Genomic DNA, 20,958 nt, shown 5'->3' with positions numbered 1-20,958 from the left:
TGCCGATCAGCGGGCGCGTACCACCAGACCCTTGAGGTAGAAGCCTTCCGGATAGGCGGTACCGATAGGGTGATCAGAGGCCTGGGAGAGCAGCTCCAGGATCTGGGCATCGCGACCGGCGTCGAGCGCTGCATCGGCGACGATCTTCTGGAACAGGCTCTGCTCCATCAGGCCGGAGCAGGAGTAGGTCAAGAGCACGCCACCCGGCGCCAGCAGCTGGAACGCCAGCATGTTGATGTCCTTGTAGCCACGGCAGGCACCCAGCAGCTGGGCCTTGCTCTCGGCAAACTTGGGCGGATCCAGCACGATGACATCGAACTTCTCGCCCTTCTCGCGATATTCACGCAGCAGCTTGAACACGTCGTGACGGACAAACTGGGTGTTGCTGGTATCCAGCCCGTTCAGCTCGGCGTTCTGGCGGGCGATATCCAGCGCATTCTGGGAGAGATCGACGTTGACCACCTCTTTGGCACCGCCCTTGAGGGCATAGACGCCAAAACCGCCGGTGTAGCAGAAGCAGTTGAGGACGCGCTTGCCTTCGGTGTACTTGGCGGCAGCCTGACGGTTGTCACGCTGATCCAGATAGAAACCGGTTTTGTGGCCGTTGCGAATGTCTACCAGGATCTTGACGCCGCCATTCTCCTCGATGACGACCGGCTCGTTCGGGGTCTCGCCATAGATGACGCCAGTGCGCTCTTTCAGCCCTTCCTTTTTGCGTACTGCCACATCGGAGCGCTCATAGATGCTGCACTCAGGGTAGAGGGTACGCAGTGCTTGTGTTATCAGCTCGCGCTGGAATTCGGCACCGGCGGAGAGAATTTGGCACACCAGAAAATCGGCGTAACGGTCGATGGTCAGACCCGGCAGACCGTCGGATTCGGCAGCGCAGAGGCGATAACCGGTGAGCCCCTGACGCTTGATGAGCCCGTCACGGGACTCTTGCGCGTATTTGAGGCGACGGATGAAGAAGTCGAGATCGACGGTTTCATCCTTGTCGAAGGTCCAGACCCGGGCACGGATCTGGGAGCTGCCCGACCAAGCGCCACGAGCGAGCCATTTGCCGTCATGGGTGAGGATCTCGACGGTATCGCCGTCAATAGGGTTGCCCTGAACCCGCTCGATCCCCTTGGAGAAGATCCAGGGGTGGCGACGCAGCAGGGATTTTTCGCGGCCTTTGACGAGATAGATGGAAGCGCTCATGGATGTTTGCCAGATGGTCAAAAGAAAAGGGGCCACATTCTATGTGGCCCGCAGGTAAAACTCAAACGGCCCGGTGCATCAGCGTGCCCGAACCGGATGTGACTGACTGATCAGATCCGGATCCCCTTGAGTGCCCAGGTCAGCTCGCTGGCGGTGGCCTTGAGCCCTTGCGTGCCAGCTACTGAGGCGCTGGCAGAGGCTTCCACTTGCGCCGCTTCGTGGCGCACCTGATCCAGATTGTGGGTGATCTCGGCGGCCACCGAGCTCTGCTCTTCGCTGGAGGTGGCGATCTGGGTACTCATCTCCAGCACCGCATCGCTGTGATTGCTCAGCTTTTCGATATCGAGCCCCACCTCGCTGATCAGTTGCTGGCTGCTGGCCGCGCGACCCACGGTTTTTTCCATGATGTCGTTCAGCGCCCCGGTGCCGGCTTGCAGCTCTTCGATCATCTTCTGGATCTCGACCGTTGCCTGCTGGGTGCGGCTGGCGAGGGTACGCACTTCGTCGGCCACCACCGCAAAGCCGCGCCCCTGCTCACCGGCGCGGGCCGCTTCGATGGCGGCGTTAAGGGCCAAGAGGTTGGTTTGCTGGGAGATGGCGTTGATGACGCTTACCACCTCGTTGATGCGGTTGGCATTGTGGGTCAGGCGCTCGACCGCGCCGGAGGCATTGCCAATCTCGTCGGCCAGGGTGCGGATCGCCTCTATGGTACGGGCCACCCGGTTGGCGCCATTGGCCGCCTCTTCGCTCGATTGACGGGTCTGCTGCAGGGTGTCGTTGGCATTGCGCGCCACTTCGCGAATGGCGGCTGACATCTGTTCCATGGCGGTGGCCAGCGAATCCATGTGCTGGCGCTGGGCGCGCGCCATGTTTTCGCCTTCACTGGCGTGGTCGCGAAACTCGTCGGCGGCCATGGTCAGCGCCTCGGCAGACTCTTCGACCAGCTTGACGATCTGGTGCTGGCGATCGGTAAAGCGGTCGATGCTGCCCGCCAGGGTGGAGAACTCGTCCCGCACCGGGAAGAAGTTGAGGCGAAAGGTGAGATCGCCGTCGGCCACGGTTTGCAGCGCCTTGTTGGTGGAGTACAGGGCGCCGGAGACAAAGGTCATCATGTAGTGGATCACCAGTGCCATCAGGGCCGCCAGCGCGCCAATCATGGTGAGCGTGGTGCCCTGATCATCCCACATTGAGGACGTACTGGTGTCGAGCTCGCCGGTCACATAGCCAGCCTGACCCGCTGGTGCGGTGAAGCGGTAGCGATCGCCCTGTTGCTCGAGCCCGCTCACCCCTTGTGGCTGGATGCGCAGATCGGCTGGCAGAGTGAGCGTTGGCTGCTGGCTGACCAGTTGTGCGGTGGTCTCGACCCGCTGCTGCAACTGCTCAACCTTGAGTTTTATCTCCTGCTCGTGGCTGTTTGCCAGCAGATACCAGCTGAGAAAGGCGATGATCAGCAAGGGAAGCCAGAAGGCGATGTGGAATTTTTCACTGATGGTGAGGTGAATGAGATAGCGGTCAACCCACCGGAATTTAACTTCTTTCATAATGGAGCTGCATCCTGCAGAGATAGAGTGTCGGGCACATTATCGTCTCGGGAATTTTTTTCTTAAGCAGAAGGTGTGAGAAATGGGAGAGCAATCGTTTGTCATTCGGGTGTGGGGGCAGGTGCAAGGGGTCGGATTTCGCTATTTCACCCGCGAGCGTGCCTTGCAGCTGGGGCTGCGCGGCCATGCCTACAACCTGGAGGATGGCTCGGTGGAGATCCTCATCAGCGGGCCGACGCAGGGGGTACAGATGATGCTGGGCTGGCTGGAACATGGCCCGCGCACTGCCAGGGTGACCCGGATGGAATATGAAGAGGCGCTGCCGCCGAGCGGTCAGGGCTTTCATACCAACTGATCTGCCGGGGACATCATGACTGCTGATACGCGTGATCCCTTGCTGGCGCAGGCCCGGGTACTGGTTGCCAGCTACCGCCATGCCGCTCGCGCGGTGCGCCGTGAAGCGAGCGAGCCCCATGTCCATGGTTACCGCATCGCCGCGCGCCGCATGCAGGCGCTGCTCGCATTGTGGCGACCCGCCCTTTGTCATCCAACACTGGAACGACGGCTGCAGCGGGCCACTGGCCGACTCTCGGCCCTGCGTGATGCACAGGTTTATGCCGCGCGCTTTGGCGCGTCATCCATAGTCGTCTTGCCCAAGGTGACGGTTCCCCTTTTTTCGGGCTTGCTTGCCCGCTGGCTGGATGAATTAGAGCAAATTCCCGATACCTCAGGGCTGGCTCGTCACTACCGGCGCCACCTTGCCCGCCGCCTCGATGCTGCATTGAGCCGACTTGATGAGAACCAAGTCGGTAACGTCTCCCATCGCCAGCAGCTGCGTCGCTGGCATCATCTGCGCCTTGAGATAAAACAGGCGCGCTACGGTGCCGAGTTGCTGCTGGAGCTGGGGGCGGGGGAGGCGGAGTGGGTCAGCGCCTTTGGTCATTGGCAGGAGCAACTCGGCCAGTTGCAGGATTGGCGGCAGTGGCGGCGAGCCCTGAAAGGAAACAAGCGGCAGCGCAGAGTGAGGCAGAAACTCAAGCGCAAGATAGTGACGCGATTGCGCCGCCTCGATTACCAGCAGGCGGAACTGGTGGGGCTCAAGGTGGCGATGTTGGATAGCCCGCTCTAACCATCCTGCTGGATGCTCAATGGGAGCAATCCGCAGAGTCGCAGAGACTAAAAGAAAAAAGAGGCCCACAGGCCTCTTTTTTATCGGGTCGATGCGCTTACTTGACGCGCATACCTGGCTGGGCGCCTTCCTGCGGCTCCAGGATCCAGAGATCCTTGCCGCCCGGGCCTGCAGCCAGCACCATGCCTTCGGACATGCCGAAACGCATTTTGCGCGGCGCCAGGTTGGCTACCATCACGGTCAGCTTGCCTTCCAGATCTTCCGGGTTGTAGGCGGACTTGATGCCGGCAAACACCTGACGGGTCTCGCCGCCGATATCCAGTTGCAGCTTGAGCAGCTTCTCGGCCTCCGGTACCGCTTCGGCCTTCTTGATCAGCGCCACGCGCAGGTCAATCTTGGCGAAGTCGTCATAGGTGATGGTTTCGCTGATGGGGTCATCAGCCAGCGGGCCGCTCACTTTCGGTGCCTGCTCCTTGGCCAAGTCTTCTTTGGATGCGTCGATCATGGCTTCGATCTTGGCCGGCTCGATGCGGGAGAAGAGGGCCTTGAACGGCGCAACGGTGTGATCGACCAGCGGCATTTCGATGCCATCCCAACTGAGGGTCTCGGCCAGGAAGGCTTCGGCACGCTCGGCCAGCAGCGGCATGACGGGCTTGAGGTAGGCCATCAGTACGCGGAACAGGTTGATGCCGACCGAGCAGACCGCTTGCAGCTCGGCATCTGCCCCTTCCTGCTTGGCGATGACCCAGGGAGCCTTGTCGTCCACATAGCGGTTGGCCTTGTCGGCCAGCGCCATGATTTCGCGGATGGCACGGCTGAACTCGCGGCTCTCATAAGCCTCGGCGATGGCAGTACGGGCGTTGGCGAACTCGGCGTAGAGCTCGGGTTCGGCGCAAGTTGCTGCCAGCTTGCCGCCAAAACGCTTGGCGATAAAGCCGGCGTTGCGGGAGGCGAGGTTGACCAGCTTGTTGACCACGTCAGCGTTGACGCGCTGCACGAAATCTTCGAGGTTCAAGTCCAGATCGTCGATGCGGCTGTTGAGCTTGGCGGCGTAGTAGTAACGCAGGCACTCCGGATCCAGGTGGTTCAGGTAGGTGGATGCCTTGATGAAGGTGCCTTTGGACTTGGACATCTTGGCACCGTTGACGGTCACATAGCCGTGCACGTTGACCTTGGTCGGTTTGCGGAAGTTGGCACCTTCCAGCATGGACGGCCAGAACAGACAGTGGAAGTAGGCGATGTCCTTGCCGATGAAGTGGTAGAGCTCGGCGTCGGAGTCCGCTTTCCAGTAACTGTCAAAGTCGATGTCGCCACGCTTGTTGCACAGGTTCTTGAAAGAAGCCATGTAACCGATAGGGGCATCGAGCCAGACGTAGAAGTACTTGCCCGGGGCGCCCGGAATTTCGAAACCGAAGTAGGGGGCGTCACGGGTGATGTCCCACTGCTGCAGGCCGCTCTCGAACCACTCCTGCATCTTGTTGGCCATCTCTTCCTGAATGGCGCCGGAGCCGCGTACCCACTCTGCCAGCCATTTTTCAAACTGCGGCAGGTCGAAGAAGAAGTGCTCGGAGTCTTTCATCACCGGAGTGGCACCGGAGACGGCAGATTTCGGATCGATCAGCTCAGTCGGGCTGTAGGTGGCGCCGCAGCTGTCACAGTTGTCGCCATACTGCTCCGGAGACTTGCACTTGGGGCAGGTACCCTTGACGAAACGGTCCGGCAGGAACATCGATTTTTCCGGATCGAACAGCTGGGAGATGGTGCGGCTCTTGATAAAGCCACCATTTTTCAGGCGGCCGTAGATCAGCTCCGCCAGCTCGCGGTTTTCGTCGCTGTGGGTGGAGTGATAGTTGTCAAAGCTGATGTTGAACCCGGCGAAATCGGCCTGGTGCTCCTTGGAGACCGCAGCAATCATCTCTTCCGGGGTGATCCCCATCTGCTGTGCCTTGAGCATGATCGGGGTGCCGTGGGCATCATCGGCACAGATGAAGTGCACCTGATGACCGCGCATTCGCTGATAACGAACCCAGATATCGGCCTGGATATGTTCCAGCATGTGGCCAAGGTGAATGGAGCCATTGGCATAGGGGAGGGCGCAGGTTACCAGCATTTTACGAGGATCAGTTGCCATATTACGTTCTTGATGTGCTTGTTGGGATGATAGAGTGCCGTGCATGTTACCCGAATTGGGGGTAGCCTGCCTAGGGTTGTGGCTGTGCCGAGCTTGGCCGGATACACCATCTGTACCGCAGGCAAGCCACTGATTTGTGTGCGGTAACCGTTCACCTCAAGATAATGACAAGATAATGAGGAGTTAATGGTGATTGATTCAGTAAAACAGATCCTCGCCGAATTTAAGCCGGCAGGCTGGAGCAAGGATCTGGTCGGTGCCGGATTTGTGCTCGATGTCGTCAGCAAGGATCAAAGTCTCTCTATCCGTCTGGTGTTGCCCTTTGCCGCACTGTCGCTGCTCGATACCCTCAAGGAGGAGTTCGACGCCAGATTGCGCGCTGCCACCGGCGCCTCCCGTATCGACTGGGCACTGGAGATCGATGTTGCCAGTATGCCGCGGGCGCAGGGGCTTAATGCCGTGCAGGGGATCCGCAACATCATCGTCGTTGCTTCCGGCAAGGGGGGGGTGGGCAAATCCACCACGGCTGTCAATCTGGCACTGGCGCTGCAAAAAGAGGGGGCGCGGGTCGCCATTCTTGATGCCGATATCTATGGCCCCTCCATCCCCACCATGATGGGCACCCTCAAGGAGCGCCCGGTCAGTCATGACGGCAAGCTGATGGAGCCGGTGATGGCCTGCGGCCTCAAGAGCAACAGCATCGGCTATCTGGTCTCCGAGCAGGATGCCACCATCTGGCGCGGCCCGATGGCGAGCAAGGCGTTGGCGCAGATCCTCCACGAGACCCGCTGGGGCGAGGTGGATTATCTGGTGGTCGACATGCCGCCGGGCACCGGTGATATCCAGCTCACCATGGCGCAGCAGGTTCCCACTTCGGCGGCGGTCATCGTCACCACCCCGCAAGATGTGGCGTTGGCCGATGCCCGCAAGGGGATAGCCATGTTCCACAAGGTCAATGTGCCGGTACTCGGCATCATCGAGAACATGAGCTACCACGTCTGCAGCGCCTGTGGCCACCATGAGCCGCTGTTCGGTACCGGTGGCGGCCAGAAGATGGCAGAGCAGTATCAAGTGGCACTGCTTGGTCAGCTGCCGCTGCACATCGACATCCGCCAGCATATGGATGATGGTTGCCCGACTGTCTTCAGTTCGCCGGAAGGCAGCCTGGCTCAGGCTTATTTGAAGCTGGCGCGCAGGGTGGGGGCTGAGCTCTTTTTCAGCGCAAAACCGATTGCGACCCCGCTTTACACTGTCGCGCTGGATGAATAATCAGCTGTCGGTCACCTGAAGGGGATTTGAGGGTGGGCATGACCCACCCTTTTTTATATAATGGATCGGTTTAAACCATCCCCACTGCTCTTCTCTTTTAGGTATTTGTCATGTCTGATACTCAACATTCGTGTGTGATCATCGGTATTGCGGGCGCATCTGCGTCTGGCAAAAGTCTTATCGCCCAGACCATTTATGAAGAGCTGGTGGCCGAACTGGGCGCAGGTCAGATTGGTGTGATCACCGAAGATTGCTACTACCGTGATCAGACCCACCTGACCATGGAAGAACGGGTAAAAACCAACTATGACCACCCCAACGCGCTGGATCACGACCTGCTGGTACAGCACCTGAGCCAGCTGGTCAAAGGTGATGCGGTCGCCATTCCCCAGTACTCCTACACCGAACATACCCGGATGAGCGAAGTAACCCCGTTTGCGCCGCGCCGGGTGATTATTCTGGAAGGGATCCTGCTGCTGACCGACAGCCGTCTGCGGGATCTGATGGATGCCTCCATCTTTATGGATACCCCGCTCGATATCTGCCTTCTTCGCCGACTTGTGCGTGATGTGCAGGAGCGTGGCCGGACCATGGACTCCGTGCTCAAGCAGTATCAGAAGACGGTGCGTCCGATGTTCCTGCAGTTTATCGAGCCGTCCAAACAGTATGCCGATGTGATCGTGCCCCGTGGTGGCAAGAACCGCATCGCCATCGACATGCTCAAGGCGCGTATTCGTCACATGTTGATTGGTTAAGATGAAACAAGCCGGGTGATGCCCGGCTTTTTTAAAAGCACAATTTGTCAGGAGAGTCGCCCAATGCGTCTGTGTGATACCGATATTGAACGCCATCTGGATGAAGGCAAGATCGTCATTGAGCCACGGCCCGGGGTAGAGCGGATCAGTGGTGTCAGTGTCGATGTGCTGCTGGGTAACGAGTTTCGGGTATTTCGCGATCATACCGCTCCCTATATCGATCTGAGCGGCCCGAGCAGCGAGATGGCCGATGCCATCGATCGGGTAATGAGCGACGAGATCCACATCCCGGATGGTGAAGCCTTCTATCTGCACCCGGGTCAGCTGGCGTTGGCCGTGACCTATGAATCAGTCACCCTGCCGGCAGATATCGTCGGCTGGCTGGATGGCCGCTCTTCATTGGCGCGGCTGGGTCTGATGGTGCACGTGACCGCGCACCGCATCGATCCGGGTTGGTCCGGTCGCATCGTGCTGGAGTTCTACAACGGCGGCAAACTGCCGCTGGCGTTGCGCCCCAAGATGAAGATCGGCGCCTTGAACTTCGAGATGCTCTCCGGTGTCGCGGCACGTCCCTACAACAAGCGGGAAAATGCCAAGTACAAGAGCCAGCAGGGGGCTGTCGCCAGCCGTATCAACCAGGATTGATGCTGCCCGCAGGCATGATTGAAAACGAGGAGCACGCTGTGGCTCCTCTTTTTTTGGTTATGTTACAGGCGAGCGGGCGCTGTGAAGATACGGATGGCTCCTGGCTGGTCGGATGAGAATGGTTGGCAAACGATATTTTTATGCTTTTTTATGCCTGGTGGGGGTGAAAAAGGGGGCTGAAATGGACGTTTGTTGGCTGAATTGTCAGCAACTTTGTTGTTTGCTGGCAACAATTGCTCGCTTTAATTAATCTCTGGCAAGCCGCATGGTTACTGGCTGTAAGATATTTTTTACCAAAAAGCTCTTTTTTTTTATGGCTGAAATATTTCACGGATAGCTATGGTGTTGGCCGCCATCTGGCATAATCCGCCGCAACTCATAAACAGGCTTTTTTTTATGTTTGAAATGTTTAGTGGTTTGGGTTTGTGGTGGTCAATCGGTTTGGTATTGGCCGTTTTTTTTGTGCTTGCCTATGAATTCATCAATGGCTTTCACGATACCGCCAACGCGGTAGCAACGGTTATCTACACCAAAGCGATGCCCGCTCACCTGGCGGTTGTGGCTTCAGGGATCTTCAACTTTTTCGGTGTCATGTTTGGCGGTCTGGGTGTGGCCTATGCCATCGTCCATCTGCTGCCCATCGACCTGCTGCTTGGGATGGATTCCACCCAAGGGTTGATCATGGTCTTCTCGCTGCTCTTTTCCGCCATCGTGTGGAATCTGGGTACCTGGTTCTTCGGGATACCGGCCTCCAGCTCACATACCTTGATCGGTTCCATTCTGGGGGTTGGCGGTGCCTATGCCTGGATCAGCCACAAGCCGGTGACTGAAGGGATCAACGTGAGCAAGGCGATTGACATCATGCTCTCCCTGATCATCTCCCCCACCATCGGTTTCATCGTGGCAGCGCTGCTGCTGCTGGTTATGAAACGAATCTGGACCAGCAACAAGATCCACAAGACCCCGGAAGAGCGTCAACTTGTTGATGGCAAGAAGCACCCGCCATTCTGGGCTCGCCTCACTCTGGTTGCTTCTGCGATGGGTGTCAGCTTTGTGCACGGCTCCAACGATGGCCAGAAGGGTATCGGTCTGGTCATGCTGGTACTCATCTGCATGGCGCCAGCCTACTTCGCGCTGGACATGAATAGCCGCTCTTACGATCTGGACCGTACCCAGGATGCCAACCAGCGCATCATGGAAATCTACAAGCGCAATCAGGATGCGGTGAGTGGTGTTATCAATTTCAACTCAGCTTCTACTGTGCAAGAAGAGCTGATGACTCACTGTTCCGCAGACAGCGTGCTGCAGGCAATGAACACTCTGGATTCCCGTCTTGGTGCTGTACGTACCTATGAAGAGATGAGCCTGACCGATCGCCGTGAAGTGCGTCGTCTGCTGCTCTGTATCGATGATACTGCTCGCAAGGTAGCCAAGCTGCCACTGCCAGCGAAGGAGCTGACCGACTTGGCCAAATGGCGCAAGGATCTGACCGCGACCGCTGAATATGCTCCGACCTGGGTTATCGTCTCCATCGCACTGGCGCTGGGTTGCGGTACCATGGTGGGCTGGCGTCGTATCGTCCATACCGTGGGCGAGAAGATCGGTACCACTGGCATGACCTACAGTCAGGGCATCGCTGCCCAGATCACTGCGGCTACTTCAATCGGTGTGGCTAGTTTGACCGGCATGCCGGTATCCACCACCCATATCCTCTCCTCTGCGGTAGCGGGTACCATGGTGGCCAACAAATCAGGCCTGCAAAGCCAGACCATCAAGACCATCCTGATGGCATGGGTGCTGACCCTGCCGCTGACCATGCTGCTCTCTGGTGGCCTGTTCATCATCAGTCACCATCTGTTCTCATGATGTTTTCAAACACTTATATATCAAAGGGCCTTCGGGCCCTTTTTTATTTCGACATGAGTTCCATACCCTTTTTTCCCTATCGATTAGGACCTGTAGCACCTTGCTAATTCAGATTGATATTATGTAGAGCGACTACTAACAAGTAGGGTGGGGGAGGGATATCTCGTTCTTGGTACAAGCAAAAAGCCACACAGTGTTGCTCTTTGTTTGTTAGATACAACCCTGCTCGGTGTTTATCGCAGCTCGCGTTATCCTGCGATATCCGGTCAATAGATAGTCTTTCGTCCTTAGACATGAGCAAGAGAGCCGTAGCCAAGCGCTTTCCAATCAGCATCAGTGTTTTCTATTCACAGGAACCTGGGTTATTTGGTTGGTACATGTAATTAGCAGAGGGGAAGGATAACAGTATTTCCAGCCAGAAAACTACCGCTACAAAATATACGACTACATGATGCCGCATTTGCAGCGTTGTGAACCTGAGAATAGGATTTAGCTCAACCTGTAACGCTATAACTGATGTAAGTCGGATTGTGGTTTTATGTGGAGCGGACTTAATCTGGATAGTGGATAGATTCCTGATATCTAAATAACATTGACTGTTCAAGCTGTAATCAGCGACTCGGCAAAAATGAGTCGGAACTAGAACGAGAGATGTACTATTAGGCGCATGACCAATGAGTTTTGTATGCCAACAAACTAGTTTGTAACTTCAGCTTTTGTGGCCATATTTCGAATAAATAGTATTCAAGTAGAAAACTTAGTAAGTCTTTAGGTTTAAGGGAATAAACCAAGAACTGATAATTACGTGAATATCGCCCATAAAAAAGAGCCACACAATGTGTGGCTCTTTGCTTGTTCCAACAACAGAACTATTAAGGACGACCTGCCGGGCAGGAAGCTACATTGACTGCTGCGGTACTACCACCGTGACGGCCAGAGCTAACTACTTCACCACGAACCAGAGGCGGGTAGTCCACCGGTTCACGAGCTGGCAGGGCAGGGGCTTCGGCAGGGGTTGCCATCGGCGCAGATGCCTTGCGAGCTCGGGCCAACAGACCTGCACCGTGCTTAACCTGTTTGGTAACGGTTACGGGAGTCTCTTCAGCTACAACTTTTACCGGCTCTTCAGCAACAAGGTCTGCAGTTACTGCTTCGGTGACCTCAACTGCTTCAACTGCGGCTACCGGAGCTTCGGCAATAACTTCAGCCGGCTGTTCAGCTTGTGCAATCTCAACCTGAGTAGCTTCAACGACTACTGCGGCCGCGGGTGCTGCCACTTCAACAGCTTCAATGACAGGTGTTGCTGTAACTTCGGTCTGTACTGCATGAGCCTGTTCAGCTGACTCCTCAGCAACAGCTTCGACAACCACATGTTCGGTCAGTGCAGCAGAGGCTTGCAGGGCTGCAGCGACAGCTTCAGCGCTCGGGATGGTGACAACAGGCACTACCGGCTCTTCAACCTGCGCTTTGGCGATATCTGCCTGGGCGGCGGTAGTCAGAGTCGGTTCAACTTGCTGCTCTTCATCACGCTGGCTACGCGCTTCTTCATTAATGCGCTTGCGACGTTGGCCTTCGATACGCTGGCTGCGCGGAGTGCGGCGGGAACGGCGCTGACCTTCGGCCTGCTCGTCCTGGTCGCCAGTCTCAACAGCTGCAACCTGAACCTCTTCCACTACAGGCAGGGCAGGGGTGTCGCTCGCAGCAACATCAACGCGGATCTGCTTGCGCAGCTGACGACGTTCGCGGCGCTCAGCCACTTTCTGCTCTTTCTCCTGACGCGGTTCGATGGCATCAACGGCTTCCACCGCGTCAACGACGACCTCGGCACGAGGCTCACGGGGGGAGCGTGGCTCACGAGCCGGGCGTGGAGCACGGGGTTCACGTTCTTGACGCGCTTCGCGGGGTTCACGCTCCATCCGCTGTTCAGTGCGAACTTCACGTTCCTGACGGGGCTCGCGCTCTTTACGCGGACGGCGATTGCGGTTTTCACCACCTTCGCGGTTGCCATTTTCACGCTTCTCGCCAGCTTCCGCGTTGTTGCGATTGCCACGGTTGTCGTCACGACGAGGACGCTGACCACGGCCACGACCTTCTTCGCGCTGATGACGCTGACCCTCTTCCTTGCGTGCTTCACGAGTAGCCGGTTTATCAGCCGGAGCTTTTACTTCGGCAGGGGTTGCATCGCTGCTGAACAGGCCGGTAATACCTTTGATCAGCTTGCTGAAGAAACCTGCTTCGGCAGGTGCAGCGGCAATGGCCGGGGCTGTCTGCTGCTGTGCTGCAACTGGCGCGGGTTGAGTCGGCTGGGCAAAGCCTTGCAGCAGCGGCTGCTCACGCTCGATCACCTGAGCTTGCTTCGGCTGGTAGACCGGCTTGGCAATCTCGGTTTTCAGCTCATAGCTGGCCGCTTCCGGGATCTCGTTCTGACGAATGCGGGTCACTTCGTAGTGCGGGGTTTCCAGATGCTGGTTCGGAATGATGTAAACACGGACATCATTGCGCTGTTCCAGACTGGCGATGGCAGCACGCTTCTCGTTAAGCAGATAAGCGGCAACATCCACCGGCACTTGGCCGTGAACCTGCTCGGTGTTGTCCTTCATGGCCTCTTCTTCGATGAGACGCAGGATGGACAGGGCGAGAGATTCGTTGTCACGGATCACGCCTTGACCCTGGCAACGGGGGCAGATATGGCTGCTGGATTCGTTGAGGGAGGGACGCAGACGTTGGCGAGACATCTCCAGCAGACCGAAACGGGAGATCCGGCCCAGCTGGATGCGGGCGCGATCCTGATGAACCGCTTCACGCAGACGGTTTTCCACTTCGCGCTGATGGCGAACCGGCGTCATGTCGATGAAGTCGATAACGATCAGACCGCCCAGGTCGCGCAGACGCAATTGACGGGCAATTTCGTCGGCCGCTTCCAAGTTGGTTTGCAGCGCAGTCTCTTCGATATCACCGCCCTTGGTGGCGCGGGAGGAGTTGATATCGATGGAGGTCAGCGCTTCGGTCGGATCGATAACGATGCTGCCGCCGGAGGGGAGGCGCACTTCACGCTGGAAGGCCGATTCGATCTGGCTCTCAATCTGGAAGTGGTTGAACAGGGCAACTTCACCCTTGTACAGCTTCACACGGTTGAGGAAATCGGGACGTACCAGCTCGATATGGGCCTTGGCACGTTCGAAAATCACCGGATTGTCGATCAGGATCTCGCCCACATCGCGACGCAGATAGTCACGGATGGCACGCACGATGACGTTGCTTTCCTGGTGGATCAGCACCGGCGCAGCGCGCTCCTGGGAGGCCTTGTGGATGGAGTCCCAGTGGTTGAGCAGCACGTTCAGATCCCACTCCAGCTCTTCCGGAGACTTGCCCACACCGGCGGTGCGTACGATCAGGCCCATGCCTTCCGGCACGGTCAATCCACTCAGGGCTTCTTTCAGTTCAGTCCGCTCATCACCCTCGATGCGGCGGGAGATACCACCGGCACGGGGGTTGTTGGGCATCAGTACCAGGTAGCTACCTGCCAGGCTGATAAAGGTGGTGAGGGCTGCACCCTTGGTGCCACGCTCTTCCTTGTCGATCTGGACGATAACTTCCTGACCTTCACGGACCACTTCTTTGATGTTGGGACGACCCTGATAGGAGTAACCGGAGGGGAAGTAATTGCGGGCGATCTCCTTCAACGGCAGGAAACCGTGGCGCTCGGCGCCGTAGTCGACAAAAGCAGCTTCAAGGCTGGGTTCTACGCGGGTGATCTTACCCTTGTAAATGTTCGCTTTCTTCTGCTCGTGTCCCGGACTTTCAATATCCAGATCGTAGAGCTGTTGTCCGTCAACCAGCGCTACGCGCAACTCTTCTTCTTGAGTTGCGTTGATAAGCATTCTTTTCATTGAGTTCTCATTATTGTGTCATTTTGATTTCCTCCATCTGGGTCCTGCCAGCGCCGGCCTCGGGTCTTCAGCATACTGTGGCAACCTCCCGGTTGGGGTATGCATGAGGCGCAAACTAAGGGCGTTCTGGTCATCTTTTCTCGAGAAGAGATGAATAAGGATGCCGAAATGGAGACAAATAAACGGTGATGTTTGTGTTCTCCATGCGTTGTACCTCGCACCCGGGAACCGTCATGTTCTTCTAGACACGGTGTATCGGGATTGGGTGGCATACTTTTTGGCCACTTAGTACAAGGCTTGAACACAATGACAAAACCTTGTTTATTATCCCATTTAAACCTCTTTTATAGCAAGGCGCCATTTTTCAACAAACCAGCAGCCAAGGGGCGCTGGCAGTGGTAAAATCCGCGCCATGACACAGATACATCAACAAGTGCAGCTGCTCACCATCGAAGCTGAGCATGACGGGCAGCGCATCGACAATTTTCTCAAGACTCAGCTAAAGGGCGTCCCCAAGAGCCTGATCTATCGCATCCTTCGCAAAGGTGAAGTGCGAGTAAACAAAAAGCGCATCAAACCGGAGTACAAACTCTGCGCAGGCGATGAGGTGCGGGTTCCTCCCGTACGCGTTGCCGAGAAGAATGAGCTGCCTTCAGCAAATCTGGGCGTTATCCAGCGTCTGGAGAGCCAGATCCTGTTCGAAGACGATGCAATGATCGTACTGAACAAGCCCTCCGGCATGGCAGTACACGGTGGCAGCGGCCTGAGCTTTGGCGTTATCGAGGGGTTGCGCGCCCTGCGTCCGGAAGCTCGGTTCCTCGAACTGGTTCATCGACTGGATCGCGACACCTCCGGCGTGTTGCTAGTTGCCAAAAAACGCAGCGCCCTGCGCAGCCTGCATGAGCAGTTGCGGGTCAAGACCATGCGCAAGCAATATCTGGCGCTGGTGCGCGGCAAATGGCAGGCTCACGTCAAGGTGGTCAATGCACCTCTGCGCAAAAACGATCTGCAGTCTGGCGAACGGGTGGTACGGGTCAGCGCTGATGGCAAACCCTCCGAAACCCGTTTCCGTATCGTACGTCAATTTGCCGAAGCGACCCTGGTCGAGTGCAGCCCTATCACCGGTCGTACTCACCAGATCCGGGTGCACACCTTGCATGCCGGTCACCCGATTGCGTGTGATGATAAATATGGTGAAGCAGCGTTTGACGAGAAAATGCGCAGCCAAGGGCTGAAACGGCTCTTTTTGCATGCCTGGAAGCTCAGCTTCACCCATCCGGCCGATGGTCGCGAGATGCAGGTAGAAGCGCCGCTGGCACCTGAACTCGACAACTTCCTCAACGGCTTGCCACGCTGATGCAGGATATCCGGCTCGCCATTTTCGATTGGGACGGTACCCTGATGGATTCGGTGGGCCGGATTGTTGCCTGTGTGCAGGGGGCCGCCAGAGATTGTGAGCTGGCGGTACCAGCACCAGCCCAGATCCGGCAGATCATCGGATTGAGCCTTGATGTTGCCATGTCCCGCCTGTTCCTTTTACGTAGCGACAGTGGCACCGCCATTGATGAGTGCCAGATTGCCACACTCATCGATCGCTATCGTCATCATTATCTGCACGACACTACCCCCAGTCCGCTGTTTGCCGGGGCAGGGAAGCTGCTACATGACTGGCGGTCACGAGGGCTGCACCTGGCCGTCGCGACCGGTAAATCACGCCGTGGGCTGGATCGGGTATTGGATGAGACCGGGCTGCGCCCGTTGTTTATGACCAGTCGTGGGGCTGATGAGGCACGCTCCAAGCCTGATCCGCTGATGCTTGAGCAAATCCTAGACGAACTGGGGCTTTCACCCCGTCAGGCCGTAATGATTGGCGACTCTGTTCACGATATGGCGATGGCCGAGGCAATCGCCATGCCGCGCATTGGCGTCACTTGGGGGGTGGATAGTCATGATGCCCTCAGTCGTTACGGGCCAGTGGCAGTGGTTGACTCTATGACGGTTCTTCGCGCGCTGTTGTAGACGCCTCTCTTTGAGAGACATCAATCTGATTGATAAAATCCCGGTCAATTGGCCGGGCTTTTTATATCTTCTAGCTCATCTATTTGCCCACCATCAGGGCAGGGCGATGCCGTGGCACTCCAGCAGTTCGATCAGGCCGATCAGCGGCAGACCGATCAAGGCGTTAGGATCGCGCCCTTCCAGCCCTTTGAACAGCACGATCCCCATCCCTTCGCATTTGAAGCTGCCAGCACAATCGAGGGGCAGTTCAGCCTCTACATAGCGGCGAATGGCGGATTCGTCGAGATCGCGAAAGTGAACCGTAAACGGTTCAATCAATTGATGAATCTCATTGGTTGCAGCGTTAAGTACGCACAGGCCGGTGTAAAAGATGACGCTGCGCCCTTGAGCCGCCATCAGCTGCGCGATGGCATTGTCTATGGTGCCCGGCTTGCCGAGGATGCGGCCATCGCAGACACACACCTGATCAGAGCCAATGATCAGCCCGTGATCACGACTATTTGCAATGGCCAGGGCCTTTGCCCGGGCAAGTCTGGCCACCAGCTCCTGAGCGGATTCATCTGCCAGCGGTCGTTCGTCTACGTCGGGAGCTGCACATTCAAAGGGGAGGCCAAGCTTCTCCAGCAGGGCTTTGCGATAGCGAGAAGTTGAGGCGAGGATAAGATTCTGTGGCATAATCCGAATACCGATGAAAGCAAGTACCGGCATTCTAGGGACTTGTGGCGTTAAAATCATCGGCGGTAAGGACTTTTTCCTTTGACTATCAGTTGTTGGACCTATATTATTCGCGCCCTATGCAAAAGGTGAAGTTGCCCGTTAAGGTTGATCCAGTCCGTAGTGCCTTGAAGCTGCTCGACTATGTCGGGATAGTGGAAAAGTCGCAGATGCCCAGGCTGGAGGAATCAACCGCTGGCTTGCAGAGTGATATCGATGTATCACTGCACTTTGGCAAAGATGTCCAGAAGTTGACCGTTATGAAAGGCACTGCCCATGCCAAGGTTGACCTGGTTTGCCAACGTTGCGGAGAGACATTCGAGCACCTCTGCGAAGCTGAATTTATCTACACTCCGCTGTTCGAAAGAACAAACGAGGAAGAACTGCCGGAAGCTTATGAGCCCATTGAGTTGGACGAAAACGGCGAGATGGATCTTCATCAAATCCTGGAGGATGAACTCATCCTCTCGTTGCCTCAAGTCGCAATGCATCCTTTGGATGCCTGCCCGAGAGGAAACATGGATATGACTTGGGGTGAAATCGAACCTGCTGATGAGCGGCCGAATCCCTTTGCAGTTCTTGAAGAGCTTAAACGTAAGTGAATTTAGGAGTTAGCCTACAATGGCCGTACAACAGAACCGTAAAACCCGTGCCAAGCGTGGCATGCGTCGTTCCCACGATGCGCTGACCACCGCTGCCCTGACTGTTGATCAGACCAGTGGCGAAATCCATCGTCGTCACCACGTGACTGCCGATGGTTTCTACCGCGGTAAAAAGGTAATCGCTTAAGGATTGCCTTTGTCTACGCAAACTGTCGCGCTAGACATCATGGGGGGAGATATTGGCCCCTCGGAAACAGTGCCTGCCGCCGTGCAGGCACTGTCTCTTTTACCCCAGCTAAAACTGATCTTGGTCGGTGACCAACATCAGACATCCTCTCTGCTGCAGCAACATGGCTTGCTGAATCATCCTCGCGTTCGTTTCGTACATGCATCCCAGGTGGTTGGCATGGGCGATAAACCGATCGTGGCGCTGCGTACTCTGAAAGACTCCTCCATGCGGGTGGTTCTCAATCTGGTGAAAGCCGGTGAGGCCGATGCCTGCGTGAGCGCCGGCAATACCGGTGCGTTGATGGCGATGGCCAAGTGCGTGCTCAAATCTCTGCCCGGAGTCGATCGGCCGGCACTTATCAAGGCGCTGCCGACATTGAGCGGCAAACGTACCGTCATGCTGGATCTTGGTGCCAACGTCAGCTGTGATGCGGATACCCTACTGCAGTTTGCGGTGATGGGCGCCGTCGTTGCCGAGAAAGTCGAAGGCATCGCTTCTCCTCGTGTTGCCTTGCTCAACATCGGGGAAGAGGAGATCAAGGGTAACGATCTGGTGCGTCACAGTGCCGAATTGTTGCGCCAGTGCAACGCGCTCAACTATGTCGGTTTCATTGAAGGGGATCGCATCTTCAGCGGCGAGTGCGATGTGATCGTCTGCGACGGTTTTGTTGGTAATGTCGCCCTCAAAACGGCCGAGGGGGTAGTCAGGATGATGGCTCAGCTGGCGGGATATCCCCGCAAGAAGCGCACTTTTCTTGGCAGGATCGCCGGTTTTATGTTCAAACGGCGTTTTTCATACCTGAACCCCGACCAGTATAACGGGGCAAGTCTGTTAGGATTGCGCGGCATTGTGGTAAAAAGTCATGGGCGAGCCGAGCGGCGCGCCCTGTGTAATGCGATCCTGCTGGCCGCACAAGAGGCCAAACATCAACTTCCACTGCAAATAGCAGATCGCCTTGAAGCTGTCTTTTCCGACAGGGACCTATAAGAACTCTATGCATAGCAAAATTCTGGGTACTGGCAGCTACCTGCCGAGTTCAGTGCGTACCAACGCCGATCTCGAGCAGATGGTTGAGACCAGTGACGAGTGGATCGTGGAACGCACCGGGATCCGTGAGCGCCGCATTGCCGGTGCTGATGAGACCGTTGCCACCCTCTCTTACCAGGCCGCCCTGCGGGCCCTGGATGCCGCAGGCCTGACCGCGGCCGATCTCGACATGATTGTGCTGGCCACCACCAGCGCAGAAAACGCCTTCCCGGCAGCTGCTTGCGAACTGCAAGGGCTATTGGGTGTACAGGGGATCCCTGCCTTTGATGTGGCGGCAGCCTGCGCCGGTTTCACCTATGCGCTCTCCATTGCCGATCAGTTCGTCAAATCCGGCGCTGCCCGCCATGTGCTGGTCGTCGGGGCCGATGTGTTGTCGCGCATGTGCGATCCGGAAGATCGCGGCACCATCATTATTTTTGGTGATGGGGCAGGTGCCGTGGTGATTGGCGCCAGCGAAACACCGGGCATTCTCTCCACTCATCTTCATGCCGATGGCCGTTATGGCGATCTGCTCAAGCTGCCGCAACCCCGTCGCGGTATGCCGGGCGCCGAACTCGAAGCCTACATGTACATGAAGGGCAACGATGTGTTCAAAGTGGCGGTCACCCGTCTGAGCGAGATCGTGACCGAGACGCTGGCAGCTGCTGGTCTCGAGCCGAGCGAGCTCGACTGGCTGGTGCCTCATCAGGCCAACTTCCGCATCATCAGCGCCACAGCCAAGAAACTCGGTATGGGCCTCGACAAAGTGGTGTTGACCCTCGACAAGCACGGCAACACCTCTGCTGCATCCGTACCTATCGCCTTCGATGAAGGGGTGCGGGATGGCCGGATCAAACCGGGCCAGCTGGTCTTGCTGGAAGCCTTCGGCGGCGGTTTTGCCTGGGGCTCGGCGCTGGTTCGCCTCTGATCCAAAGCGGGATGAGCGAGTACTGTCATCCCGCAACGATTTCATTTTTGCTTATCTAAAAGGAATCAATGATGACCCAATTTGCCATTGCCTTCCCGGGACAAGGCTCCCAAACCGTGGGCATGCTGGCCGAACTGGCCGAGCAACATGCCGTGATCAAGGAGACCTTCGCCGAGGCGAGCCAGGTGCTGGGTTATGACCTGTTTGCCCTGGTAATGAATGGTCCGGCCGAAGAGCTGAACAAAACCTGGCGCACTCAGCCCGCGCTGCTGACTGCCTCTGTCGCCCTGTGGCGCCTGTGGCAACAGCAGGGTGGGGCAACGCCTTCCGTCATGGCTGGTCACAGCCTGGGTGAGTATTCCGCTCTGGTTTGCAGCGGTGCGCTGGCCTTTACCGATGCCGTCAAACTGGTCGAGCTGCGTGGTCTGGCCATGCAGGAAGCGGTACCGGAAGGTACTGGTGCCATGGCTGCCATCATCGGTCTGGATAACGAATCCATCGCCGCCAACTGCGAAAAAGCAGCGCAAGGGCAGGTGGTCTCTCCGGTCAACTTCAACTCCCCGGGCCAGGTGGTCATCGCTGGTCACAAAGAGGCCGTCGAGCGCGCCAACGTGCTGATGAAAGAGTCGGGTGCCAAGCGTGCGCTGCCGCTGCCGGTCTCCGTGCCGTCTCACTGCGCCCTGATGAAACCTGCCGCAGAAAAACTGGCAGCTGCGCTGGACGGGATCGAGATCAAGGTTCCTGCCATCGCGGTCATCAATAATGTCGACGTATCCTGTGAACAGGATCCGGCCGCCATCAAGCAAGCGCTGGTGCGTCAGCTGTTCAGCCCGGTGCGTTGGACCGAGACTGTCGAGCGGATGGCCAATGAGGGCGTTACCCTCGAAATCGAGATGGGACCGGGCAAAGTATTGACCGGGCTCGCCAAGCGCATCGACAAGCGCGTGGAAGGTATTCACGCCAACGATGCTGCCTCTTTCGAGCTGGCGCTGGCCCAGATCAAGTAAACAGGAG

The 20,958-nt window shown here is 57.0% G+C and carries 18 protein-coding genes; 13 read left to right on the top strand and 5 right to left on the bottom strand.

Going from position 1 to position 20,958, the window contains the following annotated elements:
- Positions 1 to 6: 6 nt before the first annotated feature.
- Positions 7 to 1,200, bottom strand: coding sequence for a class I SAM-dependent methyltransferase (locus AACS24_RS06305; protein WP_025201720.1), 1,194 nt, complete (start codon positions 1,198 to 1,200; stop codon positions 7 to 9).
- 110 nt (positions 1,201 to 1,310) lie between these two features.
- The gene (locus AACS24_RS06300) at positions 1,311 to 2,741 is read right to left on the bottom strand and encodes a methyl-accepting chemotaxis protein (RefSeq protein WP_108570567.1); all 1,431 of its coding nucleotides are present in this window, start codon (positions 2,739 to 2,741) and stop codon (positions 1,311 to 1,313) included.
- 82 nt (positions 2,742 to 2,823) lie between these two features.
- On the opposite strand from AACS24_RS06300, the gene AACS24_RS06295 reads away from it, so the two are divergent.
- Both AACS24_RS06295 and AACS24_RS06290 read left to right on the top strand, forming a co-directional pair.
- The gene (locus AACS24_RS06295) at positions 2,824 to 3,096 is read left to right on the top strand and encodes an acylphosphatase (protein ID WP_033113652.1); all 273 of its coding nucleotides are present in this window, start codon (positions 2,824 to 2,826) and stop codon (positions 3,094 to 3,096) included.
- A 15-nt stretch (positions 3,097 to 3,111) separates the two neighbouring features.
- Positions 3,112 to 3,870: a CHAD domain-containing protein gene (locus tag AACS24_RS06290; RefSeq protein WP_108570566.1), complete on the top strand. Its 759-nt coding sequence runs from the start codon at positions 3,112 to 3,114 to the stop codon at positions 3,868 to 3,870.
- Positions 3,871 to 3,967: 97 nt separating this feature from the next.
- On the opposite strand, the gene metG is transcribed toward AACS24_RS06290, so the two are convergent.
- Positions 3,968 to 6,001: a methionine--tRNA ligase gene (metG, locus tag AACS24_RS06285; RefSeq protein ID WP_031227580.1), complete on the bottom strand. Its 2,034-nt coding sequence runs from the start codon at positions 5,999 to 6,001 to the stop codon at positions 3,968 to 3,970.
- Between the two features lie 186 nt (positions 6,002 to 6,187).
- On the opposite strand from metG, the gene apbC reads away from it, so the two are divergent.
- From apbC to AACS24_RS06265, 4 genes are all read left to right on the top strand, one after another.
- On the top strand, positions 6,188 to 7,270 hold the full coding sequence (apbC, locus tag AACS24_RS06280; protein WP_108570565.1) for an iron-sulfur cluster carrier protein ApbC: 1,083 nt from the start codon (positions 6,188 to 6,190) through the stop codon (positions 7,268 to 7,270).
- A gap of 110 nt (positions 7,271 to 7,380) precedes the next feature.
- On the top strand, positions 7,381 to 8,025 hold the full coding sequence (gene udk / locus AACS24_RS06275) for a uridine kinase (protein WP_005345570.1): 645 nt from the start codon (positions 7,381 to 7,383) through the stop codon (positions 8,023 to 8,025).
- A 63-nt stretch (positions 8,026 to 8,088) separates the two neighbouring features.
- Positions 8,089 to 8,670, top strand: coding sequence for a dCTP deaminase (dcd, locus tag AACS24_RS06270; RefSeq protein WP_005336719.1), 582 nt, complete (start codon positions 8,089 to 8,091; stop codon positions 8,668 to 8,670).
- 396 nt (positions 8,671 to 9,066) lie between these two features.
- Positions 9,067 to 10,536 carry an inorganic phosphate transporter gene (locus AACS24_RS06265; protein ID WP_033113655.1) on the top strand — a complete coding sequence of 490 codons (1,470 nt, stop codon included), beginning with the start codon at positions 9,067 to 9,069 and terminating at the stop codon, positions 10,534 to 10,536.
- A gap of 872 nt (positions 10,537 to 11,408) precedes the next feature.
- Here the strand turns inward: AACS24_RS06265 and rne are convergent.
- A complete protein-coding gene (gene rne / locus AACS24_RS06260) occupies positions 11,409 to 14,426 on the bottom strand; it encodes a ribonuclease E (RefSeq protein ID WP_108570564.1) in 3,018 nt (1,005 codons plus the stop codon).
- 412 nt (positions 14,427 to 14,838) lie between these two features.
- On the opposite strand from rne, the gene rluC reads away from it, so the two are divergent.
- Both rluC and AACS24_RS06250 read left to right on the top strand, forming a co-directional pair.
- Positions 14,839 to 15,783 carry a 23S rRNA pseudouridine(955/2504/2580) synthase RluC gene (gene rluC, locus AACS24_RS06255; protein ID WP_042030945.1) on the top strand — a complete coding sequence of 315 codons (945 nt, stop codon included), beginning with the start codon at positions 14,839 to 14,841 and terminating at the stop codon, positions 15,781 to 15,783.
- Positions 15,783 to 16,445: an HAD-IA family hydrolase gene (locus AACS24_RS06250; RefSeq protein WP_108570563.1), complete on the top strand. Its 663-nt coding sequence runs from the start codon at positions 15,783 to 15,785 to the stop codon at positions 16,443 to 16,445. The genes rluC and AACS24_RS06250 overlap by 1 nt, the downstream gene beginning before the upstream one ends.
- 93 nt (positions 16,446 to 16,538) lie before the next feature.
- On the opposite strand, the gene AACS24_RS06245 is transcribed toward AACS24_RS06250, so the two are convergent.
- Positions 16,539 to 17,120: a Maf family protein gene (locus tag AACS24_RS06245; protein WP_108570585.1), complete on the bottom strand. Its 582-nt coding sequence runs from the start codon at positions 17,118 to 17,120 to the stop codon at positions 16,539 to 16,541.
- A gap of 119 nt (positions 17,121 to 17,239) precedes the next feature.
- Here AACS24_RS06245 and yceD point away from each other — a divergent pair, with 119 nt between their 5' ends.
- From yceD to fabD, 5 genes are all read left to right on the top strand, one after another.
- Positions 17,240 to 17,761, top strand: a complete 522-nt coding sequence (yceD, locus tag AACS24_RS06240; protein WP_108570584.1) for a 23S rRNA accumulation protein YceD — start codon at positions 17,240 to 17,242, stop codon at positions 17,759 to 17,761.
- A 19-nt stretch (positions 17,762 to 17,780) separates the two neighbouring features.
- A complete protein-coding gene (rpmF, locus tag AACS24_RS06235; protein WP_005300935.1) occupies positions 17,781 to 17,948 on the top strand; it encodes a 50S ribosomal protein L32 in 168 nt (55 codons plus the stop codon).
- A 9-nt stretch (positions 17,949 to 17,957) separates the two neighbouring features.
- Positions 17,958 to 18,977, top strand: a complete 1,020-nt coding sequence (gene plsX / locus AACS24_RS06230) for a phosphate acyltransferase PlsX (RefSeq protein WP_108570562.1) — start codon at positions 17,958 to 17,960, stop codon at positions 18,975 to 18,977.
- Between the two features lie 7 nt (positions 18,978 to 18,984).
- Positions 18,985 to 19,944, top strand: coding sequence for a beta-ketoacyl-ACP synthase III (locus tag AACS24_RS06225; protein WP_033113678.1), 960 nt, complete (start codon positions 18,985 to 18,987; stop codon positions 19,942 to 19,944).
- 71 nt (positions 19,945 to 20,015) lie between these two features.
- The gene (gene fabD, locus AACS24_RS06220) at positions 20,016 to 20,951 is read left to right on the top strand and encodes an ACP S-malonyltransferase (RefSeq protein ID WP_108570561.1); all 936 of its coding nucleotides are present in this window, start codon (positions 20,016 to 20,018) and stop codon (positions 20,949 to 20,951) included.
- Positions 20,952 to 20,958: the final 7 nt, after the last annotated feature.

The sequence above is a fragment of the Aeromonas sp. HMWF016 genome (genome assembly GCF_963878195.1).
Lineage (GTDB): Bacteria > Pseudomonadota > Gammaproteobacteria > Enterobacterales > Aeromonadaceae > Aeromonas > Aeromonas lacus.
The sequence above is the reverse complement of the archived record's forward strand: the minus strand, read 5'-3'. Positions and strand labels throughout refer to the sequence as shown.